This window comes from Streptomyces sp. NPDC045778, assembly GCF_056431945.1.
Map to the genome: position 1 here is coordinate 61,760 of NZ_JBWKJZ010000021.1, position 20,008 is coordinate 81,767.

A 20,008-nucleotide genomic window follows, 5' to 3' on the forward strand; every position below is an offset into this window, starting at 1 on the left:
GAGGAGCCGCCCGCCATGAAGCGTGCCGCCACCTTGTCCGCCCTGGTCTGTCTGCTCGCCGTCACGGCGGCCGCGCCCGCCGCGCCCGGCGGCCACGGCACGGTCCGGGGCAAGGGCAGCCTCCTGGACTCCGTGCCGAAGCGGGGCGTGCTGCGCGTGTGCACGACCGGCGACTACCGCCCCTTCACACACCGCGAGGCCGGCGGCGGCTACCGCGGCATCGACATCGACATGGCCCGCGACCTGGCCGAGTCCCTCGACGCGAAGCCCCGGTTCACCGCCACCACCTGGAAGGAGATCGTCGACGACGTGGCCGGCCGTCGCTGCGACATCGCCATGGGCGGCCTCTCCGTCACCCTGCCGCGCGCCCGCAAGGCGTACTTCAGCGAGCCGACCCGCGAGGACGGCAAGACCCCGATCACACGCTGCGCCGACAAGGACAAGTACGCCACCCTCGACGAGATCGACAGGCCCGGCACCCGCGTGATCGTCAACCCCGGTGGCACGAACGAGCAGTTCGCCCGCGCGCACATCAAGCGGGCCGCCCTCACCGTCCACCCGGACAACACCACGATCTTCCAGGAGATCGTCGACGGCCGCGCGGACGTGATGATGACCGACGCGAGCGAGACCCGCTACCAGGCCAAGCTCCACCCCGAGCTGTGCTCGGTCCACCCGGACAAGCCCTTCACCTTCGCCGAGAAGGCCTACGCGCTGCCGCGCGGGGACGAGGAGTTCAAGGAATACGTCGACCAGTTCGTGCACCTGGCGACCCACGACGGGACGTACGCGGCGTACGAGGCGGAGTGGATGAAGTAACGGACAGGGAGCGACCCGGCCCGAACCCCTGACGGTATCTGCATGCACGCGCCAAACTGTGCGCATGTCCTTGGCAGAGCTGGCGAGTATGGCCGTGACGGCCATGACGACGGGGGTCGCCTCCGGCGCGGGAACCGCGGTGGTCGACGAGGTCAGAGAACTGGTCCGGGGCCGCCTCGAAGGGTCCGACGAAGGGCGCGGGGCGCTCAGCCGGCTCGACGCCGAACCGATGCCCGACGGCGCGGCCGACGACGTCCGCGCCCGCCTGACCGCGCTCCTCGAAGAGGACCCGGACCTCGCCCGCAGGCTCCAGGCCGCCCTTCTGCCGGGCGTGCCACCGCCGCCCGCCGCCGCGCCGACCGTCCACCAGCAGATCAACATCGGCGGCAGCGCGGACCACAGCACCATCGTCATCGGCCCCGTCGAACTGCCCCGCACCCGGGGCGTCCTCGTCGCCCTCACCGGCATCGGCGTCGTCCTGGCCGTGCTGCTAGTGCTCGGCTTCCGCAGCGTCCTGAACAGCCTCACGGACGACGAGGACGGCGGGGGCGCCCGGAGCGGCCAAGTGACCGCCCTGCGCCAGGAGCCCGACGTCCGGGCGGTCCTTCCGGACTCCGCGGGCGTCGCGCCGGGCTGGCAGACCACCCAGCCCGCCGACGTCAAGAAGGGCGCCCCGGAGTGCGAGAGCGACTGCGAGGGAGCCCTGTACACCGCCACCGTGCGCCACGAGAAGGAGAGCCCGCTCGCGGGGGTCTTCTTCCACGTCGAGGCGTACGACACCGCAGAACACGCGGCCGCGCGGTTCAAGAGCCTGCGGGCGGACAAAAACCGCAACACCGGCATGTTCGACCCGCTGTCGATCCAGCCCCTGGGCGACGAGAGCGTCGCGTACCGCAAGAACGTCGTGAACACGCGGATGGCCGAGGCGGGCGCGCGCGTGGGCACGGTCGTCACCTGGACCACGTACCGCACCGGTGAATCCCTGGACCCCGGCGCCCTCACCGCCCTCGCCCGGGCGGTCGTGGACCGCGCCCAACAGGCCCAGGACGGGCGGGAACCCACCGCACGGGCCGGACTCTGAGGGCCCGGCACCGGACGCCGCCGGAGACCCCGGGGTAATCCCCGGGGCCGTCCCCGATGCCGCGGCGCCGGCCGGCGGCCTACGGTGGCGAGCGCCGGGAGCTGAGGGGCGCCGCAGACGGCTGCGGTGAGTTCCGGGCGGGCCGGAGGATTTCGCGATGCACCCATCCCGCAGGCACTGTGTCCACAGCGGGACGAGCGGGCGGCTCGCCTCGACCACCACCGACGACGTCGACGCGCTCGTCGCGCGCCTGAAGGACCGGCCGCGCGTCGTCCTGCACGTCCACGGCGGGCTCGTCGACGACGCCCTGGGGTTCGCGACGGCCGAGCGGCTCGCCCCGGTGTACGAGGCCGCGGGCGCCGAGCCGGTGTTCTTCGTGTGGAGCAGCGGCCTCCTGGAGGTGCTGCGTGGCAATCTGCCGCAGATCCTCAGCGAGGGCGTCTTCCAGACCCTCCTGAACCGCGTCGTGCGCTTCGCCTCCGGCGCCGTCTTCCCGCAGCCCGGGCAGCGCGGGCTCGGCGGCCTCACCGTGCCGTCGACCCGGGCCGTGGCCCGTGAGATCGCCCTGCTGCGCACCGGCCAGGAGCCGTACGCGCGGCTCACGCCGCCCGCCGACGTGCCCCCGCTCAGCGAGGCCGAGCGGGTGCGCATCACCGCCGACCTCGCGGCGGACACCGAACTCGCCGAGCGCAACCGGGAGATCGTGGGCTCCGTCCTGCGCTCGGCTCCCGCGACGACCGCCGCGCGCGACATCGACGGGGGGCGCGCGGCGGTCGCCACCCTCATGTCACCGGACACGGTGGCCGAGCTGGCGGCGGAGACCGCCGAAGCGGAGAACCGCCGTGCCGTGGTCACCTCCGCGCTCCTGGTGCGCAAGACGGTGCGCGTGGTCTCCGCCGTCGTCGCCCGCTTCCGGCACCGCACCGACCACGGCCTGTACCCGACGGTCGTCGAAGAGATACTCCGCGAGTTCTACCTCGCCAACGTCGGCGCGGCCGTGTGGGACGCGATGAAGCGGCAGACCGCGGATACCTTCGCGGCCGACCCCGCCGGGGCCGCGGGCGAGCCCCGTGCCGGGCGCTACTTCCTCGACCGCTTCGGCCAGTTGCTCGCCTCCGGGAGCAGGCCCCGGCTCACCCTGGTCGGGCACAGCGCGGGCGCCGTCCTCCTCGGCAACCTCCTCACCGACCTGGTCCGCAGGCGCGCCGACGCCGACGATCCGCTGCCCGAGGACTTCCGCGTCCGCGACGTCGTCCTCCTCGCGCCCGCCTGCACGGTCGGCCACCTGGCCAAGGTGGTGCGCCGCCAGGGCGAACTCTTCGACCGGCTGCGGATGTTCACGATGACCGACGCGGCCGAGCGCGCCGACCATCTCGTGCCCTTCCTGTATCCGCGCTCCCTGCTGTACTTCGTCTCCGGCGTATTGGAGCGCGGGCCGGAGGGGGAGACCGCCGTGTCGCCCCTCGCGGGCATGCAGCGCTGGTACGCGTCCACCACCGACGCCACCGACGCCACCGACGCCACCGACGCCAGGGACCTGCGGGCCTTCCTGCGGGCGGACGCCGCACGGACGGTGTGGTCGCCGGTGGACGGCGGCCCGGGACTCACCTCCGGCGCCCGCAGCCACGCCGGATTCGACGACGACCCGGACGTCCTGGCCAGCCTGGCCCGGATGCTCGCCGACTGACGGCCGCGAGGAAAGCTCCATCAGGGGGAAACGCGATGAACGACCTGCACTACGCCGTGGTCGTCGGGATCAACCGCTATCCGGCGATCAGCGACCTGCGCGGCGCCCGCGGCGACGCGGGCCGCTTCCACGACTGGCTCGTGGATCCGGCCGGCGGCAACGTACCGGAGCGCAACGTCGCCCTGGTCACGGCCACCGAGCGCGACGAGCGCGAGGCCGACGTGATGACCGCCGTGCCGACCCGCGAGAGCGTCAACCGCGCCCTGTACGTGGCCCACCGCGCGGTCCGGAAGGCCGTCGACGAGGGCGGCAACTGGGCCGACACGCGCCTGTACCTGTTCCTCGCCGGCCACGGCATCGCGCCGTTCGGCGGCGACGCCGCGCTCCTCATGGCCAACGCCGCGATCGACCTGCTCGGCAACCACATCGCCGTACGCCCCTATCTGTCCTGGTACGAGTCGGCGTCGCCGTTCCGCGAGATCGTCTTCTTCGCCGACTGCTGCCGCACCCGCTTCGGCGGCGTCGCCGCCTTCGGCCCGCCGTTCACGGACACCACCGAGGCGCCCGACAAGGTCGAGTGCCTCGTCGGGTACGCCACGTCGCTCGGCGACCCGGCCTACGAACAGCAGGCGCCCGACCCGAACCAGGCCCGCGGACACTTCACCAGCGCGCTGATCGAGGGCCTGCGCGGCGCGGGCGGCGGCACCGTCACCTCCGAGGGCAAGGTCACCTCCGACAGCCTCACCGACTACGTACGCCGCCACGTACGGGACCGCACCGCGCGGCAGCTCGTCCCGCAGGAGGCCCGGTTCCTGCGGGAGACCGGCACGCCCATCGTCTTCGCGGAAGGCCTCCAAGGCATCGGTTCCTACCCGGTGACGCTGCGCTTCCCCGCGGGCTTCCACGGCTGGGTCGAGCTGCGCGGCCGCGGCGTCACGCCGCCGCGCAGGCTGTACGTCGAAGGGGCCGCGGGGGGCGGCGCCGACCACGTCGAGCCGCTCGTGCCGGGCCTGTACAAGGTCGTACCGGAGAGCCCTGCCGCGCCGGACTTCAGGGACGGCGGTTTCTTCGAGGTCGTCACCGGAGGTGGCCACGGTGTCCAGTTCTGAACAGGCCCGCCCCGAGGTGCCGTTCGTCGTCATCCCCGACACCGCGTCCGTCCTGGTCACCGTCACGGACGAGACGCTGCGCGAGGTCGCCTGCGGCATCGGCACCATCGAGACGACCGTGACGCCCGGGATCTACCGCATCGAGCAGCGCTTCGCCGGCGCGGTCGCCACCCGGTTCGTCGAGGTCGGCGATGAGGCGTTCACCCAGCGCCTGCCGCTGCCCCGGGTCCCGGCCTCCGCGCCCGTACGGCGGACCGCCACCACCTACGACGAGCACCGGGCCGCCGCGCGGCGCTGGAGCCGGGAGCCCACGCACCGGACGGGCGCGCCAAGCCTGATGGTGCTGCTCCGCAATCTGCGCCGCGGCTGGCGGCTCGACCCGTACGCCCTCCAGATCACCGCGGAGAGCGGCGAGCCCGTGGACGGCGGCGAGGTCGGCTGGCGCGTCGACGCACAGCAGGGCTGGTCGGCGTGGAGCGGCCCGCTGGCCCCCGGTGGCTACCGGCTGCGGCTGCGCAGGCCGTCCGGGGAGGGCCTGCCACTGGCCCAGGCGCTGTGGGTGTCCGAGGCCTGGACCACCCTCGTCTTCGTCAGCAACGGCCCGCGCGGCGCCCAGCCCCAGCACGCCTTTGTGGAGATGGCGCCGCTCGGCGCCGGCTGGAGCCCCGTCGACGAGGAGCTGAGCCTCGCCCGCGAGGCGGCGCTCTCCGGGCTTCGCCAGGGCATCGACCTCATCTCGGACCAGCAGCTGCTGCCGATGCTGGACTCGCGGCGCGCCGACCCGTTCCTCGGGGTCGTCGGCGCGCACGCGATGCTGCTCGACCACCGGCCCGACCTGCGGCGGCTCGACGAGGTCGTACGGCGGCTCACCCCGCACCTACCGGGCCATCCGGACGTCGCCGCGCTGCGCACCCTGACCGACGGGCCGCCCGCGCGGGTCGCGTCGCCGCCCATGCTGGCCGCCTCCTGCCGGCTGCTCGTCGAGGCGGACGCGGCCGACCCCGGCGTGATCGAGGACGGCTCCGTGGCGGAGGGCGTCGCCGAGCACCTGGTGGGGCGCGGCGTGTGGACGACCTGGCTGGAGCAGGAGCGCTGGCCCGGCCCGCTCACGGCCCGGGGCGGACCCGCGCCGCGCGGCGTGGGCGGCGCCCGGCCGCTGGCGTCCGACGCGGTCAGCCGCGTCAAGGCCTACGTCCAGGAGATCGCGGACCTGGAGGGCAGGCCGGTGGCGGACGTCCTGAGCGCCGTGCCGCGGGACGAGCTGTGCCGCAGGACGGGTCTGCCGCACCGGCCGGTGGAGCGCGCGATCGAGGGGCTGCGGGAGACCGGCGCCGGGTGAGGGGCGTGCCCGCCGGGCCGGCGGGTTCCGGGGGAGCGGGGGCTGAGCCACGCGGGGGGTGGTTCAGCCCTCCACCTGTGCGGACTCACCTGGTACCTGTCCGGACCCGTCCGGGCCGGCCCGGGGCGCGGGAAAGCCCCGTCCAGGGCGTGAGCGCACCAGGGCCGGTCGGCCGGCGAGCCGCTCAACCAGGGGAGTTCCCCCTTCTCCCCGCACCCTGGACGAGGCAGGTCCATCGTGACGCGCGGGCGTCACCGCCGCGTCACACCGTCGCGTGCCGCAGCATTTCCGCGAACTGCCCGGACGGCTCGACACCGAGTTCCCCGCGCAGCAGCCCGCGGAACGTCTCGTACTGCCGGACCGCCTCGGTGAGGTTGTGCTCCGCGAGGTGCACGGAGACCACCGCGCGATGAGCGCTCTCCCGCAGCGGGTCGATGCGCGTGCTCTCCAGGGCCGCCTCCAGGGCGGGTCCGTAGGCGCGCATCGCCACGAGCCGCGCCGACAGCGCCTCCAAGGCGTGCAGCCGCAGCTGGTGCAGCCGCTCCCGCTCGAAGGCCACCCAGTCCTGCTGCCAGCCGGGCAGCAACTCGCCGCCGCACAGCAGTACTTCGTACGCCGACCGCAGCCGCACCGGCGCCCCCGCGAGGACCTGCCGCGTGACCGACGTGAAGTCCTGGACGTCGACGCGCACCTTGCGGCTGAGCGTGAGGGCCCCGCCGCGCGCGTCCGACAGGGCCGAACCCGCCCCGTTCAGGCGCCACATGGCCGTGCGCAGACTGGCGCGGGCCCGCGCCTCGGTGGCGTCCGGCCACAGCGTGCCCGCGAGCGCCGAGCGCGTGGCCGTGCCGCACAGCGCGAGCCGGGCGAGGACCTGCTGCCCGCTGGCGGGCACCTCCACCGGCTCGCCGCCCCAGCCGCAACAGCACGCGTAGTCCCCGTCGGTCCCCTGGGTCTCCCCGCCTGCCGGGCCCTCACGGGTGAGGAGAAATCCGCCGAGCAGTCGCAGGCGCAGCGCGGGCCGTTCGGCACCGGCCGCCGCGCACGTGAACGAAGCCATCGAGCCACCTCCAGGGGGTCCCGCCGACGCCCTGCCGTCCGGCACGAACCTAGGGGCCGTGGCGCCCGCGCGCCTCCGGGAGCGTGCCGGGGTTTACCCCGGTGTGCGGCCGCGCGGCACGGTGGTCCCTCAGCCCGCCGGCGGCGACGACCGCTCCTGGGGACCGAGCCGCTGGACCAGGCCGATGCGCGAGGTGATGCCGAGCTTGGCGTACGTATGCCCCAGGTGGTACTCGATGGTCTTGACGCTCAGCGCGAGGGACGTGGCGATCTGCCGGTTGGTCAGGCCCTGCGCGGCGAGCCGCGCGACCGCCAGTTCCTGCGGGGTGAGCGCCCCGTCGAGACCGTCGCCCACGCCGCCCGGCCCCGGCTCGTCGGCCGCCAGCGGCGGGGCCGCCCGTCCACAGGCGCTGAGTTCGCGCGCGCAGCGGGCCCGGTAGGGCAGTGCCCCGAGCTTGGTCATGGCCGTGTACGCCGCCTGTAGCTGGGCGATGGCCAGGGACCTGCGGCCGACGCGGCGCAGGAACGCGCCGTGGTCGAGCGCCACCCGGGCCCGCAGATACGGCAGCGGGGCCTGCGCCGCGTGGTCCTGCGCCCGGGCGTACGCGGCCTGGGCGCGCTGGGGCTCGCGACGGGCGGCCAGCAGATTGCCGCGGATCCGCGCGGCCGCGGCGAGCGCCGAGTGCCGTCCGCGCGCCCGCGCCACCTCCTCGTAGGGGCCGAGCACGGCCTCCGCCTCGTCGAGTTCCCCGAGCTGTACGAGGGCGTCGACGAGCAGCGGCTGCCAGTCGACGACGCCGGGTTCGTTGACGCCGTCCTGTGCGGCGAAGTGCAGCAGCGGACGCAGTGCCTCCACGACGGCCCGGGGTTCGCCGCGCGCGTCCGCGCAGTGGCCCTGGGCAGACACCCCGTACGCGTACGCCACGGGTGTCTCGGCGCCGCCGGGGCCCTCGGCCGCCGTGCGCAGGTGCTCCGCCGCCCGGTCGAAGGCGCCGCGGGCGGCGAGGATCTGCGCGGCGACGCCGTGCGTGACCGGCTTGAGCCACCACTGGTCGGCGTCGTCGGCGATGGAGGCGGCGGACTCGGCGTGGATCAGGGCCTCGTCCCACTCGCCGAGCCGGTACAGGGTCTGGGCGAGCGCCGATGTGGAGAGCAGCCGCAACGGGACCGTGGTGGCACGGCAGTTGGCGACGGCGCCGCGCAGGTCCTGGCGCGCCCCGTGCAGATCGTCCGACCACAGCCGCAGCTCGCCCCGCGCGAGCAGCAGGTCGATGCTCTTGAGCGGCACGATCATCGGGTCCGGCAGGTCGGCGGCGAGGGCGATGCCCTCCTTGGCGCGGCCGCTGAGGCCGAGCGCGATGAGGTGGTTGAAGCGGAGCATCCGGCTCGGCCCCTGCGCGGTGGACAGGCGCTGGGCGCGCTCGGCCCACCGCGCCGCCGACGCGGCCTGGCCGCACATGACGGCGGCGTAGCTCAGCTGCTCGGCAGCGCGCGCCGCGAGCGCGGGCTCGCGCTCCTGGTCGCACTGCTCCCAGGCGTCGACGAGCAGCGTCCAGGCCGCCTGCGTGCGGCCCTGCACGCGGGCCACATAGCCGCGGACGTAGCCGCGCAGCGCCGGGTCCGCGCCCTCGGGCAGGCCGGTGGCCAGCTCGGCGGCCTCCTGGACGCGGCCGTCGAGCAGCAGCGCCTCGACAGCTTCGACGGCGAGCCGGTCCCGCTCCCGGGAACTCGTCGCGACCCGCGAGGCGTGCCGCAGATGGGTTCCGGCGACGGCCCACTGGCCGGTGGCCGCCTCCCGCCGGGCGCAGGCGGCGAGCGCGGCGGCGAGCTGCTCGTCGGGCCCGGTGGCGGCGAGCACGCGGTGGCGCAGCTTCGAGTACTCGTCGGCGACCAGGGCGGCGGCGCGGGTGTGCAGGGCGGCGCGCTGGGCGGGGCCGATGTCCTGGTAGACGGCCGCGTGCACCAGCGGGTGCGGGAAGGAGATCTCCGGCGCGGAGGCTCCGCCGTGCGACTCGCGAAGGAGGCCGGCCTTGACGGCCCGCTCCAGGGCGGGCAGCGGCTGGGCGACCTTGGCGAGCCGCGCGGCGATCTGTAATCGGCAGGAGAGCCCGAGCACGCTGACCGCCTGTACGAGCCGCTGGGCCTGGGCCCCGCACCCGGCGAGGTTGGCCAGCACCAGCATCGCGTACGAGCGCGGCGCGGGCAGCGGTGTCGTGACGTCGAGCAGCACGGCGGACGGCACCTGGTCGAGGAGCGCGCGGGCGTGCAGCGGGTTGCCGTGGGTGTGGGTGTGAAGGCGCAGGGACGCCGAGTGCGGGAGCCGCGCCACGCCCAACCGATCGCTGAGCGCGGCGAGTTCGTCCGGGCTGAGCCCGTCGAGGGCGAGCCGTCGCGTGCGCGGGTCGGTGAGCAGCCTGCGCAGCCCCTCCGGCAGCTCGGGCACGTGCGGGTCGCGCAGCGCGACGACGGCGAGGACCCGGTCGTGGCGCAGGCGGCGCAGCGCGAACGTGAGCGCGTTCAGGGACTCGGGGTCGGCCCAGTGCGCGTCGTCGACGACGAGGACGACGGGCCCTTTGCCCTGCACCTCGCTGAGCAGGTCGATGAGCCCGAAACCGGCGGACAGCGGCGGCAGGTTCGCGTGCAGCGACTGCGGGGTGCGCATGAGTCCGGCCAGGGTCTCCGGCACCGGCAGCGGGCTCTGCCCGACGAGCTGGGCGAGGACGCCGCACGGCAGCGCGCTCTCGTTCTCCTCGCCGCTCGCGTGCAGGACGCACGTGCCGTCGTCCACCGTGTCGAGGAAGCGGCGCACGAGGGCCGTCTTGCCGATGCCGCCGGGGCCTTCGAGCAGCACGAGGCGGGGCGTGCCCGCGACGACGGCCGCGAAGTCGGCGCGTAGCGCGTCGAGTTCGGGCGCGCGGCCGCAGAAGGCGTCGTCGGGCGGGGTGGTGTGGTGGAGGTCGTGCGCCGCGCCTTCGAGTGTCATCGCCGCCCCCGTGCACCGGCAGTGGCCACGGGGGGCCTGTGGGAGAGGGCGACCCGTGCCGAACACATGGCCATGGACTCCACGATGGTGGCCAACACACCCTGTGCACAAGCCAATGGCCCGGATCCGTGGCCATGGGGGGTGCCCGGCCGGGCGGTGGGCTACGGCGTGTCGTCGGGTGCCGCGTCCCCCAGCGCGTAGGCCTCCGGCTGCGGCGGTTCGAGCAGCGCGAGCAGTTCCAGCCAGCCATGGAACGGCCGCGGTGGGCTTTCGGGCTGCTCAGGGTTCTCCGCATTCGCCGAGTTCGCTGGATGCGCTGCATTCGCTGGATTCTCAGGGTTTGCGGGGGTCACAGGGGTCGCGCACACGACGTTCCCGCACACCCCTTCGTGCGACCGGTACACCTCGATGACGTAGCGCACAACGCCTCCCGGGCCCGCTGCGGGGCGTGAGCCATGACGCGTGACGACGGCGAAGGACGTGACGCGTGCACGGCTGCGACGCATGGCAAGGGCGACCAGAATAGGAGCCCGTGCACGGCCGCCGCGTCGGTGCGCCACCTAGGGAAGTCCCTAGGGCGGCAGGGGAGTTACGGCCGGGCCGCGTGTGTCGCGGGGGCGGAGCGGATGCCGCGGGGGCGGCCGGGCCCCGGGCTCACCCCTCCCAGGCGCGCGCCAGCTGGACCCGCAGCAGCGGCACCGGGCTGTCGTCGTCGCCGTACAGGCGGTCGGCGAGCCGGATCGCGGTGTCGCAGCGGGCCAGGAAGAGACCGCGTTCGGCCACCGCCGGCGCGTGCCCGGCCCTGGCGGCCACCCGCGCGGCAGCCGAGGCGCCCACGGACAGGGCGAGCCCCGCGACGTCCTCGGCGGGGTCGCCCACGGCGGCGTCCGCCCAGTCGAGCACGCCGCTCACCCGGCCCGACGCGCTCACCAGGAGGTGCTCGCCCTTGAGGTCGTTGTGCAGGACCACGGAGGCTGCGGGGGCGGGGCAGGCCGCCGCGTCCACGGCCCGGCCGCCGGGGACCTCGCCGTCGGCGGCGAGCCGGGCCAGGGCGCGTCCGGCCGCCGCCCCGAGCGCGTCCAGCGAACGCGGCCTCCGGCCGGGCAGCGGGGGAGCGGCCACCGTGCGCAGGACCCCGAGCAGCCGCGCCAGGTCCCGCTCGCCCTCCGGCCCGACCGGCCGGCGCTCCGCCGAGACTCCCGGCAGCCGTACGTCCACGGTGTACGCCGGCCCCGGCGGCCACGAACCCGACGCGACGCTCGCGGGTACGGCCACGGCCAACAGGGGGCGCAGCGCGTCCCGCAGGGCCAGCTCGCGCCGCTGCCGGACCGCCGCGTCGGCGTCACCGGGCGGGGCGATCCGCAGCACGTACCGGTCACCCACCCACCAGGTGGAGTGCTCGCCACCCTCGTCCACGGGTGCGACGGGCAGGTCGCGCTCACCCGGCAGCGCCGCACGCACGAGGCCGCGGACATCGGCGGGCGTGGGCCGACGGGGGAAGGTGCCGGAGTCCATGCCGCCGATCATGACAGGGCCGGCGCGCCACGCGAATCGAATATCGCCGCGCCGGCCACGCGCCTCCCACGGGCCGAGCCGCGCTGACCCGTATACGCCATGTCGGGTGACGGGGCGCCAGGCGGTGTTGCCCGGCCCTCTGGGGTGCGCGAGTGTGCTGTGTCATGGACCGTGACAGCCACACCGACTCGTCGTCTTCGTTGTCTTCGCCGTCTTCCTCCCCCCTCCTCCCGCTCTCCCTGACGCGCCGTCAACTCCTGGCGGCCGCAGGCGTGGCGGGCGTCGCCGCCACCGGCGCGGCGGGCGTCCTGGCCCCCGCGCCCGCCGTGGCGCGCCCCGCCGCCGGCGTGCCCCTGTCCTTCACCCGCGCCACCAACGGCTCGGCGACCCTCTCACCCGCAGGGGACCGGCTGATCGCCGAGGTGCAGCACGTCCTGTGGTCCGCCCCGCGCGACGGCGGCAAGGCTGTGCAGCTCACCCCGGCCGACCTCGAACCCAACCGGCCGGTCTACGCGCCGGACGGCGAGCACATCGCGTTCTGCGCCTACCGCGACGGCGGCTTCCACATCTGGACCGTGCGCGCCGACGGCACCGACCTGCGCCGGCGGACCGAAGGGCCGTGGGACGACCGGGGCCCGGCCTGGTCGCCCGACGGCACCAGGATCGCCTTCGCTTCCGAGCGGGGCGGCGACCCGGTGGCGGGCAGCGCGTACCGCGTCCACGTCCTCGACCTGCGCACCGGGAAGCTGACCCGGGTGACGGGCGTGCCGGGGCAGGACGGCCCCCTCCAGGACGGCCGCTGGGAGGACTTCGACCCGGCGTGGACCCCGGACGGCACCCGCATCCTCTTCGTCCGGGCCAAGGGCGTCACCACCCCCACGGGCATCACCCTCGAAGCGCGCACGGTCGCCGCCGTACCCGCCGGGGGCACGGGCCCGGTCGTCGTCGAGCACACCGAGACCGCCAGCGCCCAGGTGATGACACCGGCCCCGGCCCCGGACGGCCGCCGCCTCGCCTATCTGCGGACCACGGCGGCCCCGAACGGCTCCTGCGTGCTCGTCGTCGACGGCCGACCCGTCGACGTCCCCGGAGACATCGCGCCCGTGCCGCCCCGCTGGACCAAGGACGGCGAACTGCTCCTCACCGTCGACGGCCGCTTCACCCTCGTCCGCCCCGAAGCCCCCGGCACACCGCGGCCGATCCCCTTCGAAGGCGTCCTGCCCGTGGACCGGCCCCGCTACCGCGTCAAGGAGTACGACCTGGGCGAGGACCGGGTGCGCCCGGTGCGGGGCATCCACCTGCCGGCCCTCTCGCCGGACGGAAGGCACATCGCGTTCGCCGCCCTCAACTCGCTGTGGCTCGCGGGTACCTCGGGCGGCAAGGCACCGCGCCGTCTGCGCAAGGCGGAGCCCACCCGCTATCTGCTCGGCCCGTCCTGGGCGCGCGACGGCCGCTCCCTGGTGTACGCCGACGACCGCGACGGGCTGCTCGGCGTGTACCGCCACGACCTGGAGAGCGGCGCCGAGACCACGCTCGCCACCGGCGGCCGGGTGCACCCGGCGCTCTCGCCCGACGGCGAGCGCCTTGCCTGCCTCGACATGACCGGGCGGCTCGTGGTCCGCGACCTCGGCGCGGGCACCGAGCGGATCCTCGCCGAGCCGCTGGGCGGCGGCGGCCTTCCCGGCCGCCCCAGCTGGTCGCCCGACGGCCGCCACCTCGCGTTCTGCGACCGCAACCGCCTCAACCTGCGCTTCCGCGAGGGCTACAACCTCGTCCGCGTCGTCGACACCACCACCGGCACCGACCGCCTCCACCCCGTCGCGCCGCACACCTCCATCGCCGACCGCTACGACTCCGGGCCCGTCTGGTCCCCGGACGGGCGCTGGCTCGCCGTGATCGTCGAGTCCGCCCTGTGCCTGCTGCCCGTCACCGCCGACGGCACCCCGCGCGGCAAGCTCCGCACCCTCACCACCGAACCCGCCGACCACCCCACCTGGTCCGGCGACTCCACGACCCTGCTGTACCTCTCGGGCGCCCGGCTGCGCCTGATCGGCGTCGACGGCGGCCGGGCCCGCACGGTCCGGGTGCCACTCGACCAGCGCCGCCCCACCCCCGCGGACACGGTGGTGCACGCCGGGCGGCTGTGGGACGGCACCGGCACCGCCGTGCGCGAGGACGTCGACATCGTCGTACGCGGCGGCCGCGTCGCCGAGGTCGCGCCGCACCGGGCCGCACGCACGGCCCGGCGCAGGATCGACGCATCCGAGCGCACGGTGCTCCCCGGCCTGTGGGACACGCACACCCACCCCTGGCAGAGCACCTACGGCGGACGGCAGACGGTGGGCCAGCTCACCTACGGCATCACCACCGCCGTGTCCCTCGGCGGCTTCGCCCACGAGCAGGCCCGCGTCCGCGAGGCCGTGGCCACGGGCGCGCTCGCCGGGCCGCGCCTGCTGACCACGGGCGAGCTTCTCGACGGCGGCCGAGTCGCCTACAGCATGGGCCGCGCCCACCGCACCCGGGCCGGCCTCAGACGCTCCCTGGAGCGGGCCGAGCAACTCGACTGGGACTTCGTCAAGACGTACGTACGGGCGCCGAGCTGGGTCATGGAGGAGGCGGCGCGCTTCGCCCACGAGCGGCTCGGCGTGCGCAGCGGCAGCCACTTCCTGTCGCCCGGCATCCAGACGGGCCAGGACCTGACGACCCATCTGCAAGCCACCCAGCGGGCCGAGTTCGGGCACGCCATCACCGCGTCGGGCCGCGCCTACGACGACGTCACCGAGATCTACTCCGCGCGCGGCGCCCACTTCGCGCTCATCGCGACGCCGTTCACGTCCGTGCCGCTGATCGGGGCCGACCCCGCGCTGGCCGACGACCCCCGGGTCACGGCCGTCATGCCGCCCTGGGACGTGGAGAGCGTCCGCAAGTCGGCCGCGACGCCGCCGACCGCCGCCCAGCTCGCCACGCTGCGCACGGAGACCGACATCTACCGGCGGATCCTCGCGGCGGGCGGCCTCGTGGCCCTCGGCACGGACCAGCCCCTCGTGCCCGTCGGCCTGGCCCTGCACATGGGCCTGCGCGCGCTGCACCGGGGCGGGCTCTCCCCGGTCGAGGCGCTGCGCACCGCGACGGTCCTGCCCGCCCGCCTGTTCGGCGTCGAGAAGGACCTCGGCACCGTCGAGCGTGGGCGGCTCGCCGACCTGACGATCGTCGACGGCGACCCGTTCACCGACTTCACCTCCCTGGTGCGCACGGTCGGGGTGCTGCGCGGCGGCACGCCCTACGAGACCGAGGACCTCGTGGGCGCCTTCGCGTCGGCGGCCCGGCGTATCCCGCGCGACACGGACTGGCTGAAGGTGGGCCGCCTCATGCGCAAGGACGGCTGCTGCGACCTGGGCGTGTGATCGCGGGCGGCGGGCCCGGCCGGGCTCCGTCGGCATATCGGCCTCTGTTACACACCTGTGTCAATTCCCCCTACAACGAACCCGCGCCTCTCGCTGTCTACCAGGGGGAAATCGTCGTACGTACGAAACAAGGAGCACGCAGCTGTGGGGGACATAGGCAGACGAGGAGCCGTCGCACTGGGGATCGCCGGAATGGTGGCCCCGCTCGCGATCGCCATGGGGACCGGCACCGCACAGGCCGCGTCCTGCTCCACGCAGACCGGGCCGTACCAGAAGCAGGTCGAGAAGTTCCTCGGCCGACCCGTGGACGGCAAGCAGTCGGCCGCCGACTGCAAGGCCATCAAGGCCTTCCAGACCAAGCACAAGATCACCCCGAACGCGGGGTACGCGGGCGCCGTCACCTGGGGCGTGATGGACCTGATGAACAAGCAGAAGGCGGTGGGCGACAACCCGAACAAGGCGGGCAAGTGCCCGACCAACAAGGGCCGCATCGCCTGCGTCGACCTCACGCTCCAGCTCAGCTGGATCCAGGACGGCAAGCAGCTCAAGTACGGCCCGGTCCCGGTGCGCACCGGCCGTAACGGGCACGAGACCCGCACCGGCCTGAAGAAGGTCTACTGGCGGGACATCGACCACGTGTCGAGCCTGTACCACGTGCCCATGCCGTACAGCCAGTTCTTCGACGGCGGCCAGGCCTTCCACTCGGTGGGCATCAGCGTCTGGTCCCCGCCGGGCTCGCACGGCTGCGTCAACATGACGAAGAAGGACGCCGTGAAGTACTGGAACATGCTGCGCAAGGGCGACGACGTGTTCGTCTACGGCCGCAAGCCGGGCACCTGATCGGTCCGGGAGCCGTCGAGCGCCGCCGGGAGGACTCCTCCCGGCGGCGCTCTTTTGCGCGCGGCCCGTCCAAGGGCGCGGCTCAGACGGAGCGCAGGTACTGGTTCGGCACGTGCACGTCCGCGCCCAGCTCACGGGCGGCCTGACGGGCGAACGACGGGTTGCGCAGCAGCTCCCTGCCGAGCAGGATCGCGTCGGCCTCGCCGTTGGCCAGGATCTTCTCGGCCTGCGCGGCCTCGGTGATCAGACCGACGGCCGCGACGGGCAGCTCCGTCTCCGTCCGCACCCGGGTGGCGAAGGGGACCTGGTAGTTGGGTCCGCTGGGGATGCGCACGCCCGAGGCGTTGCCGCCGGTGGAGACGTCGAGGAGGTCCACGCCGTGCTCCTTGAGCAGCGGCGCGAGCCGGACGGTGTCGTCGGCGGTCCAGCCCGGAGCGCCGTCCTGGAGCCAGTCGGTGGCCGAGACGCGGAAGAACAGCGGCTTGTCCTCGGGCCACACCGCGCGCACGGCGTCGACGACCTCCAGGGCGAAGCGGGTGCGGCCCGCGAAGTCGCCGCCGTAGGAGTCGGTGCGCCGGTTGCTGTGCGGGGAGAGGAACTCGCCGATCAGATAGCCGTGGGCGCCGTGGATCTCGACGACGTCGAAGCCCGCGTCCAGGGCGCGCCGCGCCGCGTCCGCGAACTCGCCGACGATCCGGCGGATGCCGTCCCGGGTCAGCTCGGTGGGGACGGGGTGGCGCTCGTCGAAGGCCACCGCGCTCGGGGCGACCGGCTGCCAGCCGCCCGCGTCCGGGGCGAGGGGCGCGCCGCCGCGCCAGGTGGCGTCGGTGGCGGCCTTGCGGCCCGCGTGGGCGATCTGGACACCGACCGCCGCGCCCTGGCCCTTGACGAAGTCGGTGATCCGGCGCAGCGCCGCGACCTGGGTGTCGTTCCAGATGCCGAGGTCCCAGGGGCTGATGCGGCCCTCGGCGCTGACCGCGGTGGCCTCGGTGAGGAGCAGCCCCGTGCCGCCGGTGGCGCGCGCCGCGTAGTGGGCCAGGTGCCAGTCCGTGGCGACACCCGCCTCCGGCCCGGTGGCCTCGGCGGAGTACTGGCACATCGGCGCCATCCAGACGCGGTTGGGGATGGTCAGGTTCCGCAGGGTGTAGGGCTCGAACAGCGCGCTCACGGCGTGCTCCCTTCGGGGGCGGCGAGTGGTACGGGGCAGGGAGCGCCACAGGCCGCTCCGGACGCCCCCTGCCGCTCGTACGATAGGCATCGTAATACGGAGAAAGTCAAACTACGATGGCTCTCGTACAATGGAAACGTCCGGTACGCACCCCGTACACACACCGCGCGGCGCGCCCGCCGCGGCGCGTACGCCCCGTCCCCGTGGAGCCGCCATGACGACCGCCGCACCGAGTTCGCGGGTGCTCGCGCACCCGGCGCGTGACGAGATCCGTCTCGAAAGCGTGCTGCACGCCCTGTCCGACCCGCTGCGCCTGCTCGTGGTCTGCGAACTGGCGGGGGACGACGCCGGACTCACGTGTTCGCACTTCGAGCTGCCGGTCACCAAGTCCACCACCACGCACCACTTCCGCGTGCTGCGCGAGGCGGGCGTGATCCAGCAGATCTACCGCGGCACCGCCAAGCTCAACGCCCTGCGCCGCGCCGACCTGGACGCCCTGTTCCCCGGCCTGCTCGACAGCGTCCTCGCCGCGGCCGGGCGGCAGGCGGAGCGCCTTGCGGGCGAGGGCTGAGCCGCTGATCGAGCGCAGGGCGCGGGGCGATCAGGGCCGCACCCGAGGGTGCTCGCCGCCGCGGGCCGCCGCTTCGCGAAGGCCCGCCCAGTCCGGGATCTTCACCGAGCCGCCGCGCCCGAGCCGGCGCCCCTGCTCGGCCTCGGCCCGCTCGATCGCGAGCCACCCGGGCCACTCGACGGGCTCGGCGCCCGCCGCCCGCAGCGCGGCGAGGGGCTCGTCCGCCACCGCCCGGCGCGCGAGGGCGGGCGCGTCGTCGAGCAGGGAGAGGGCCGTCTCCTTGGCGCACGGCCGGTTCGTGCCGATCACTCCCGTGGGCCCGCGCTTGATCCAGCCCGCGACGTACTCGCCCGGCGACACCGCGCCGTCACGCAGGACCCGCCCCGCCGTGTGCGGCACCGTGCCGCTGGACGCGTCGAAGGGCAGCCCCTCGATGGGCACCCCGCGGTAGCCCACCGACCGCAGGACGAGCTGCGCCCCGATCTCCTCGTACGTGCCGGAGCCGGTCACGCCGCCGCGCCCGTCCGGCAGCGTCCGCTCGAACCGCACGCCGCCCACGCGGCCCGCTGCCTCGGTCAGCGCCACCGGCCGCAGGAAGAACCGCAGCCGGATGCGGCGCGCGAGCCCCCGCTCGGGCCGCTGCGCCCAGCCGCGCAGGACCTCCACGTTGCGCCGGCTCGCCGCGGACAGGCCCGAGGGGTCGGCGTAGCCGGGGTCGAGGGCCAACTCCTCGGGGTCCACGAGTACTTCGGTGTCCGGGAGCGAGCCGAGCTCCCGCAGCTCCTTCGTGGTGAAGCGCGCCTGCGAAGGGCCGCGCCGCCCCACCATGTGGACCTCGCGCACCCGGCTCGCGGTGAGGACGCCGAGCGCCTCGTGCGGCATGTCGGTGGGCAACAGCTCCGCGGCGCCGCGCGCGAGCATCCGCGCCACGTCCACCGCCACGTTCCCGACGCCGATGACGACGGCCGCGTCCACATCCCGTACGAAGCGGTCCTGCGCCCCCGAGCCGTTCACCGCCACGTCCGGGTGGGCGCTGTACCAGGACACGAACTCCGTCGCCGAGTGGCTCCCGGGCAGGTCCTCGCCGGGCACCCCGAGCCTGCGGTCGGTGGCGGCGCCCACGCAGTACACCACCGCGTGGTAGCAGTCGAGCAGCCGGGCCGGGGGCACCGCGCCGGGGCCGATCTCCACACCCCCGAGGAACCGCACGCGCTCGTGTTCGAGGACCGTGCGGAGCGTCTTCTGGAGGGACTTGATCTTCTCGTGGTCGGGCGCCACGCCGTAGCGCACGAGCCCGTACGGGCACGGCAGCCGGTCGAGCACGTCGACCCGCACACCGGGCACGTGGTCCTGCTGGACCAGGCTCTGCGCGGTGTAGACCCCACTCGGACCCGATCCCACGACGGCGACGTGCACGGCGGAGCTCCTTCCGCGAGGTGTCCCCGGGACGCCCTGATGCCTGGCTGACTTCAGCATCGCACCGGTGTGCGCAAAGGGGGAGGGGAGGGACGAGCCACCGGAGCCGCGGCGCGTGCCCCTGGCGAGCACCCGCCGGTCGTCTCCGCCCGTGCCGCTGTCAGGGTGCCCTGCCGCCCGTCGCGTGCGTGCCGCTCTGGCGGAGTGTGACTGTAGGGCTACCGTGCGACTGTGCTGGAAAGCTCATTTTTCGACGAGAGTGATCATTACCCACGTTCGGCCGGGGGGCCGCGGTGGCCCGGCGCGGACCCGCTGGACGAGTGGCCTCCGGCCCCGCAGGAACCGCTGGACCCCACGGCGTACGGCGAGGCACCGCGATGGGCGGCGGACCCCTCGGCCGACACGCTCCAGCTGTTCACCAGCGCCGACGGCGAGCTGTTCGCCGGCAAAGACGGTCAGTGCTTCGCCAGTGCCGACTTCCAGCGCTTCTCCAGCGCCGACGGCAGGCTCTTCAGTACCGCCGACGGCCGCCCGGACGGCCGCCGTCCGGGTGGCGAGCCCTCGTCCCTCCTCCACGTCCGCCTCGACCTCGACGGCGCCCACGTCGACGTGCTCGCCGCCGTCAGCGAAGGCCGTGTCGCGATCGAGGACCTCCGGGCGGAGCCGCCGCTGCCGCTGCCCGAGCTGGTCGCGCTCGCCGGCCGCATCGAGGGCCCGCTGGCGGACGTCTGCCGGGGCGTCGCCCAGCAGTACGGTCCCGCCGACGCCTCCTGCCGCGGCGGGCTCGCCGACGAGAGGGCGGCTGCCGCACGCCGGGCCGGTCCTTCCGGACAGCGCGCCGACACCGTGCGCCAGGCCGCCGTGGAGGCGTACCGCACGGCACGCGACGAGGGCCGCGACCCGGTGCTCGCGGTGATGTGCGCGACGGGGCACAGCCGCCGCAAATCCCTGCGCCTGATCGCGGGGGCCCGGGACGCGGGCCACCTGTCGCCGCGCCACCGCCGCCGCTAGGCACGGCCG

At 74.8% G+C, this 20,008-nt stretch carries 15 protein-coding genes; 9 read left to right on the plus strand and 6 right to left on the minus strand.

The features are described from left to right. Positions 1 to 15: 15 nt before the first annotated feature. The 5 genes from AC07GB_RS25435 (at position 16) to AC07GB_RS25455 (ending at position 6,035) form a co-directional block, all read left to right on the plus strand. On the plus strand, positions 16 to 819 hold the full coding sequence (locus AC07GB_RS25435; protein ID WP_478849193.1) for a transporter substrate-binding domain-containing protein: 804 nt from the start codon (positions 16 to 18) through the stop codon (positions 817 to 819). 64 nt (positions 820 to 883) lie between these two features. Beyond that, positions 884 to 1,900 (plus strand): hypothetical protein, encoded by a 1,017-nt coding sequence (locus AC07GB_RS25440; RefSeq protein WP_478849195.1) that lies wholly within the window; start codon positions 884 to 886, stop codon positions 1,898 to 1,900. A 157-nt stretch (positions 1,901 to 2,057) separates the two neighbouring features. Continuing rightward, complete coding sequence (locus tag AC07GB_RS25445; RefSeq protein ID WP_478849197.1) at positions 2,058 to 3,587, plus strand: hypothetical protein; 1,530 nt, start codon at positions 2,058 to 2,060, stop codon at positions 3,585 to 3,587. A gap of 35 nt (positions 3,588 to 3,622) precedes the next feature. Further along, positions 3,623 to 4,696, plus strand: a complete 1,074-nt coding sequence (locus tag AC07GB_RS25450; RefSeq protein WP_478849199.1) for a caspase family protein — start codon at positions 3,623 to 3,625, stop codon at positions 4,694 to 4,696. Beyond that, a complete protein-coding gene (locus tag AC07GB_RS25455) occupies positions 4,683 to 6,035 on the plus strand; it encodes a hypothetical protein (protein ID WP_478849201.1) in 1,353 nt (450 codons plus the stop codon). The genes AC07GB_RS25450 and AC07GB_RS25455 overlap by 14 nt, the downstream gene beginning before the upstream one ends. A gap of 262 nt (positions 6,036 to 6,297) precedes the next feature. Here AC07GB_RS25455 and AC07GB_RS25460 read toward each other — a convergent pair whose 3' ends face one another. The 4 genes from AC07GB_RS25460 to AC07GB_RS25475 form a co-directional block, all read right to left on the minus strand. Beyond that, positions 6,298 to 7,092, minus strand: a complete 795-nt coding sequence (locus tag AC07GB_RS25460) for an AfsR/SARP family transcriptional regulator (RefSeq protein ID WP_478849203.1) — start codon at positions 7,090 to 7,092, stop codon at positions 6,298 to 6,300. 129 nt (positions 7,093 to 7,221) lie between these two features. Then, the gene (locus AC07GB_RS25465) at positions 7,222 to 10,074 is read right to left on the minus strand and encodes a helix-turn-helix transcriptional regulator (protein WP_478849205.1); all 2,853 of its coding nucleotides are present in this window, start codon (positions 10,072 to 10,074) and stop codon (positions 7,222 to 7,224) included. A gap of 161 nt (positions 10,075 to 10,235) precedes the next feature. Continuing rightward, a complete protein-coding gene (locus AC07GB_RS25470) occupies positions 10,236 to 10,496 on the minus strand; it encodes a hypothetical protein (RefSeq protein ID WP_478849207.1) in 261 nt (86 codons plus the stop codon). Positions 10,497 to 10,728: 232 nt separating this feature from the next. After that, positions 10,729 to 11,589: a phosphotransferase family protein gene (locus tag AC07GB_RS25475; RefSeq protein ID WP_478849209.1), complete on the minus strand. Its 861-nt coding sequence runs from the start codon at positions 11,587 to 11,589 to the stop codon at positions 10,729 to 10,731. 164 nt (positions 11,590 to 11,753) lie between these two features. Here AC07GB_RS25475 and AC07GB_RS25480 point away from each other — a divergent pair, with 164 nt between their 5' ends. Together AC07GB_RS25480 and AC07GB_RS25485 are read left to right on the plus strand one after the other, a co-directional pair. Next, the gene (locus AC07GB_RS25480; protein ID WP_478849211.1) at positions 11,754 to 14,993 is read left to right on the plus strand and encodes an amidohydrolase family protein; all 3,240 of its coding nucleotides are present in this window, start codon (positions 11,754 to 11,756) and stop codon (positions 14,991 to 14,993) included. A 144-nt stretch (positions 14,994 to 15,137) separates the two neighbouring features. Beyond that, complete coding sequence (locus AC07GB_RS25485; protein WP_478849213.1) at positions 15,138 to 15,833, plus strand: L,D-transpeptidase family protein; 696 nt, start codon at positions 15,138 to 15,140, stop codon at positions 15,831 to 15,833. Positions 15,834 to 15,915: 82 nt separating this feature from the next. On the opposite strand, the gene AC07GB_RS25490 is transcribed toward AC07GB_RS25485, so the two are convergent. Continuing rightward, complete coding sequence (locus AC07GB_RS25490) at positions 15,916 to 17,001, minus strand: NADH:flavin oxidoreductase/NADH oxidase (protein ID WP_478849215.1); 1,086 nt, start codon at positions 16,999 to 17,001, stop codon at positions 15,916 to 15,918. 214 nt (positions 17,002 to 17,215) lie between these two features. Here AC07GB_RS25490 and AC07GB_RS25495 point away from each other — a divergent pair, with 214 nt between their 5' ends. After that, the gene (locus AC07GB_RS25495) at positions 17,216 to 17,572 is read left to right on the plus strand and encodes an ArsR/SmtB family transcription factor (RefSeq protein ID WP_478849217.1); all 357 of its coding nucleotides are present in this window, start codon (positions 17,216 to 17,218) and stop codon (positions 17,570 to 17,572) included. A 30-nt stretch (positions 17,573 to 17,602) separates the two neighbouring features. On the opposite strand, the gene AC07GB_RS25500 is transcribed toward AC07GB_RS25495, so the two are convergent. Then, positions 17,603 to 19,048 carry an FAD-dependent oxidoreductase gene (locus tag AC07GB_RS25500; protein WP_478849219.1) on the minus strand — a complete coding sequence of 482 codons (1,446 nt, stop codon included), beginning with the start codon at positions 19,046 to 19,048 and terminating at the stop codon, positions 17,603 to 17,605. A gap of 171 nt (positions 19,049 to 19,219) precedes the next feature. Here AC07GB_RS25500 and AC07GB_RS25505 point away from each other — a divergent pair, with 171 nt between their 5' ends. Then, positions 19,220 to 19,999, plus strand: a complete 780-nt coding sequence (locus AC07GB_RS25505) for a DUF6214 family protein (protein ID WP_478849221.1) — start codon at positions 19,220 to 19,222, stop codon at positions 19,997 to 19,999. The last annotated feature ends 9 nt before the right edge of the window (positions 20,000 to 20,008 follow it).

Bases quoted from the DNA above. Each gene is read 5' to 3' on its own strand.
- AC07GB_RS25435 (WP_478849193.1), top strand. From the start codon at position 16: ATGAAGCGTGCCGCCACCTTGTCCGCCCTGGTCTGTCTGCTCGCCGTC.
- AC07GB_RS25445 (WP_478849197.1), top strand. From the start codon at position 2,058: ATGCACCCATCCCGCAGGCACTGTGTCCACAGCGGGACGAGCGGGCGG.
- AC07GB_RS25500 (WP_478849219.1), bottom strand. From the start codon at position 19,048: ATGCTGAAGTCAGCCAGGCATCAGGGCGTCCCGGGGACACCTCGCGGA.
- AC07GB_RS25460 (WP_478849203.1), bottom strand. From the start codon at position 7,092: ATGGCTTCGTTCACGTGCGCGGCGGCCGGTGCCGAACGGCCCGCGCTG.
- AC07GB_RS25475 (WP_478849209.1), bottom strand. From the start codon at position 11,589: ATGGACTCCGGCACCTTCCCCCGTCGGCCCACGCCCGCCGATGTCCGC.
- AC07GB_RS25440 (WP_478849195.1), top strand. From the start codon at position 884: ATGTCCTTGGCAGAGCTGGCGAGTATGGCCGTGACGGCCATGACGACG.
- AC07GB_RS25480 (WP_478849211.1), top strand. From the start codon at position 11,754: ATGGACCGTGACAGCCACACCGACTCGTCGTCTTCGTTGTCTTCGCCG.
- AC07GB_RS25495 (WP_478849217.1), top strand. From the start codon at position 17,216: ATGACGACCGCCGCACCGAGTTCGCGGGTGCTCGCGCACCCGGCGCGT.
- AC07GB_RS25450 (WP_478849199.1), top strand. From the start codon at position 3,623: ATGAACGACCTGCACTACGCCGTGGTCGTCGGGATCAACCGCTATCCG.
- AC07GB_RS25465 (WP_478849205.1), bottom strand. From the start codon at position 10,074: ATGACACTCGAAGGCGCGGCGCACGACCTCCACCACACCACCCCGCCC.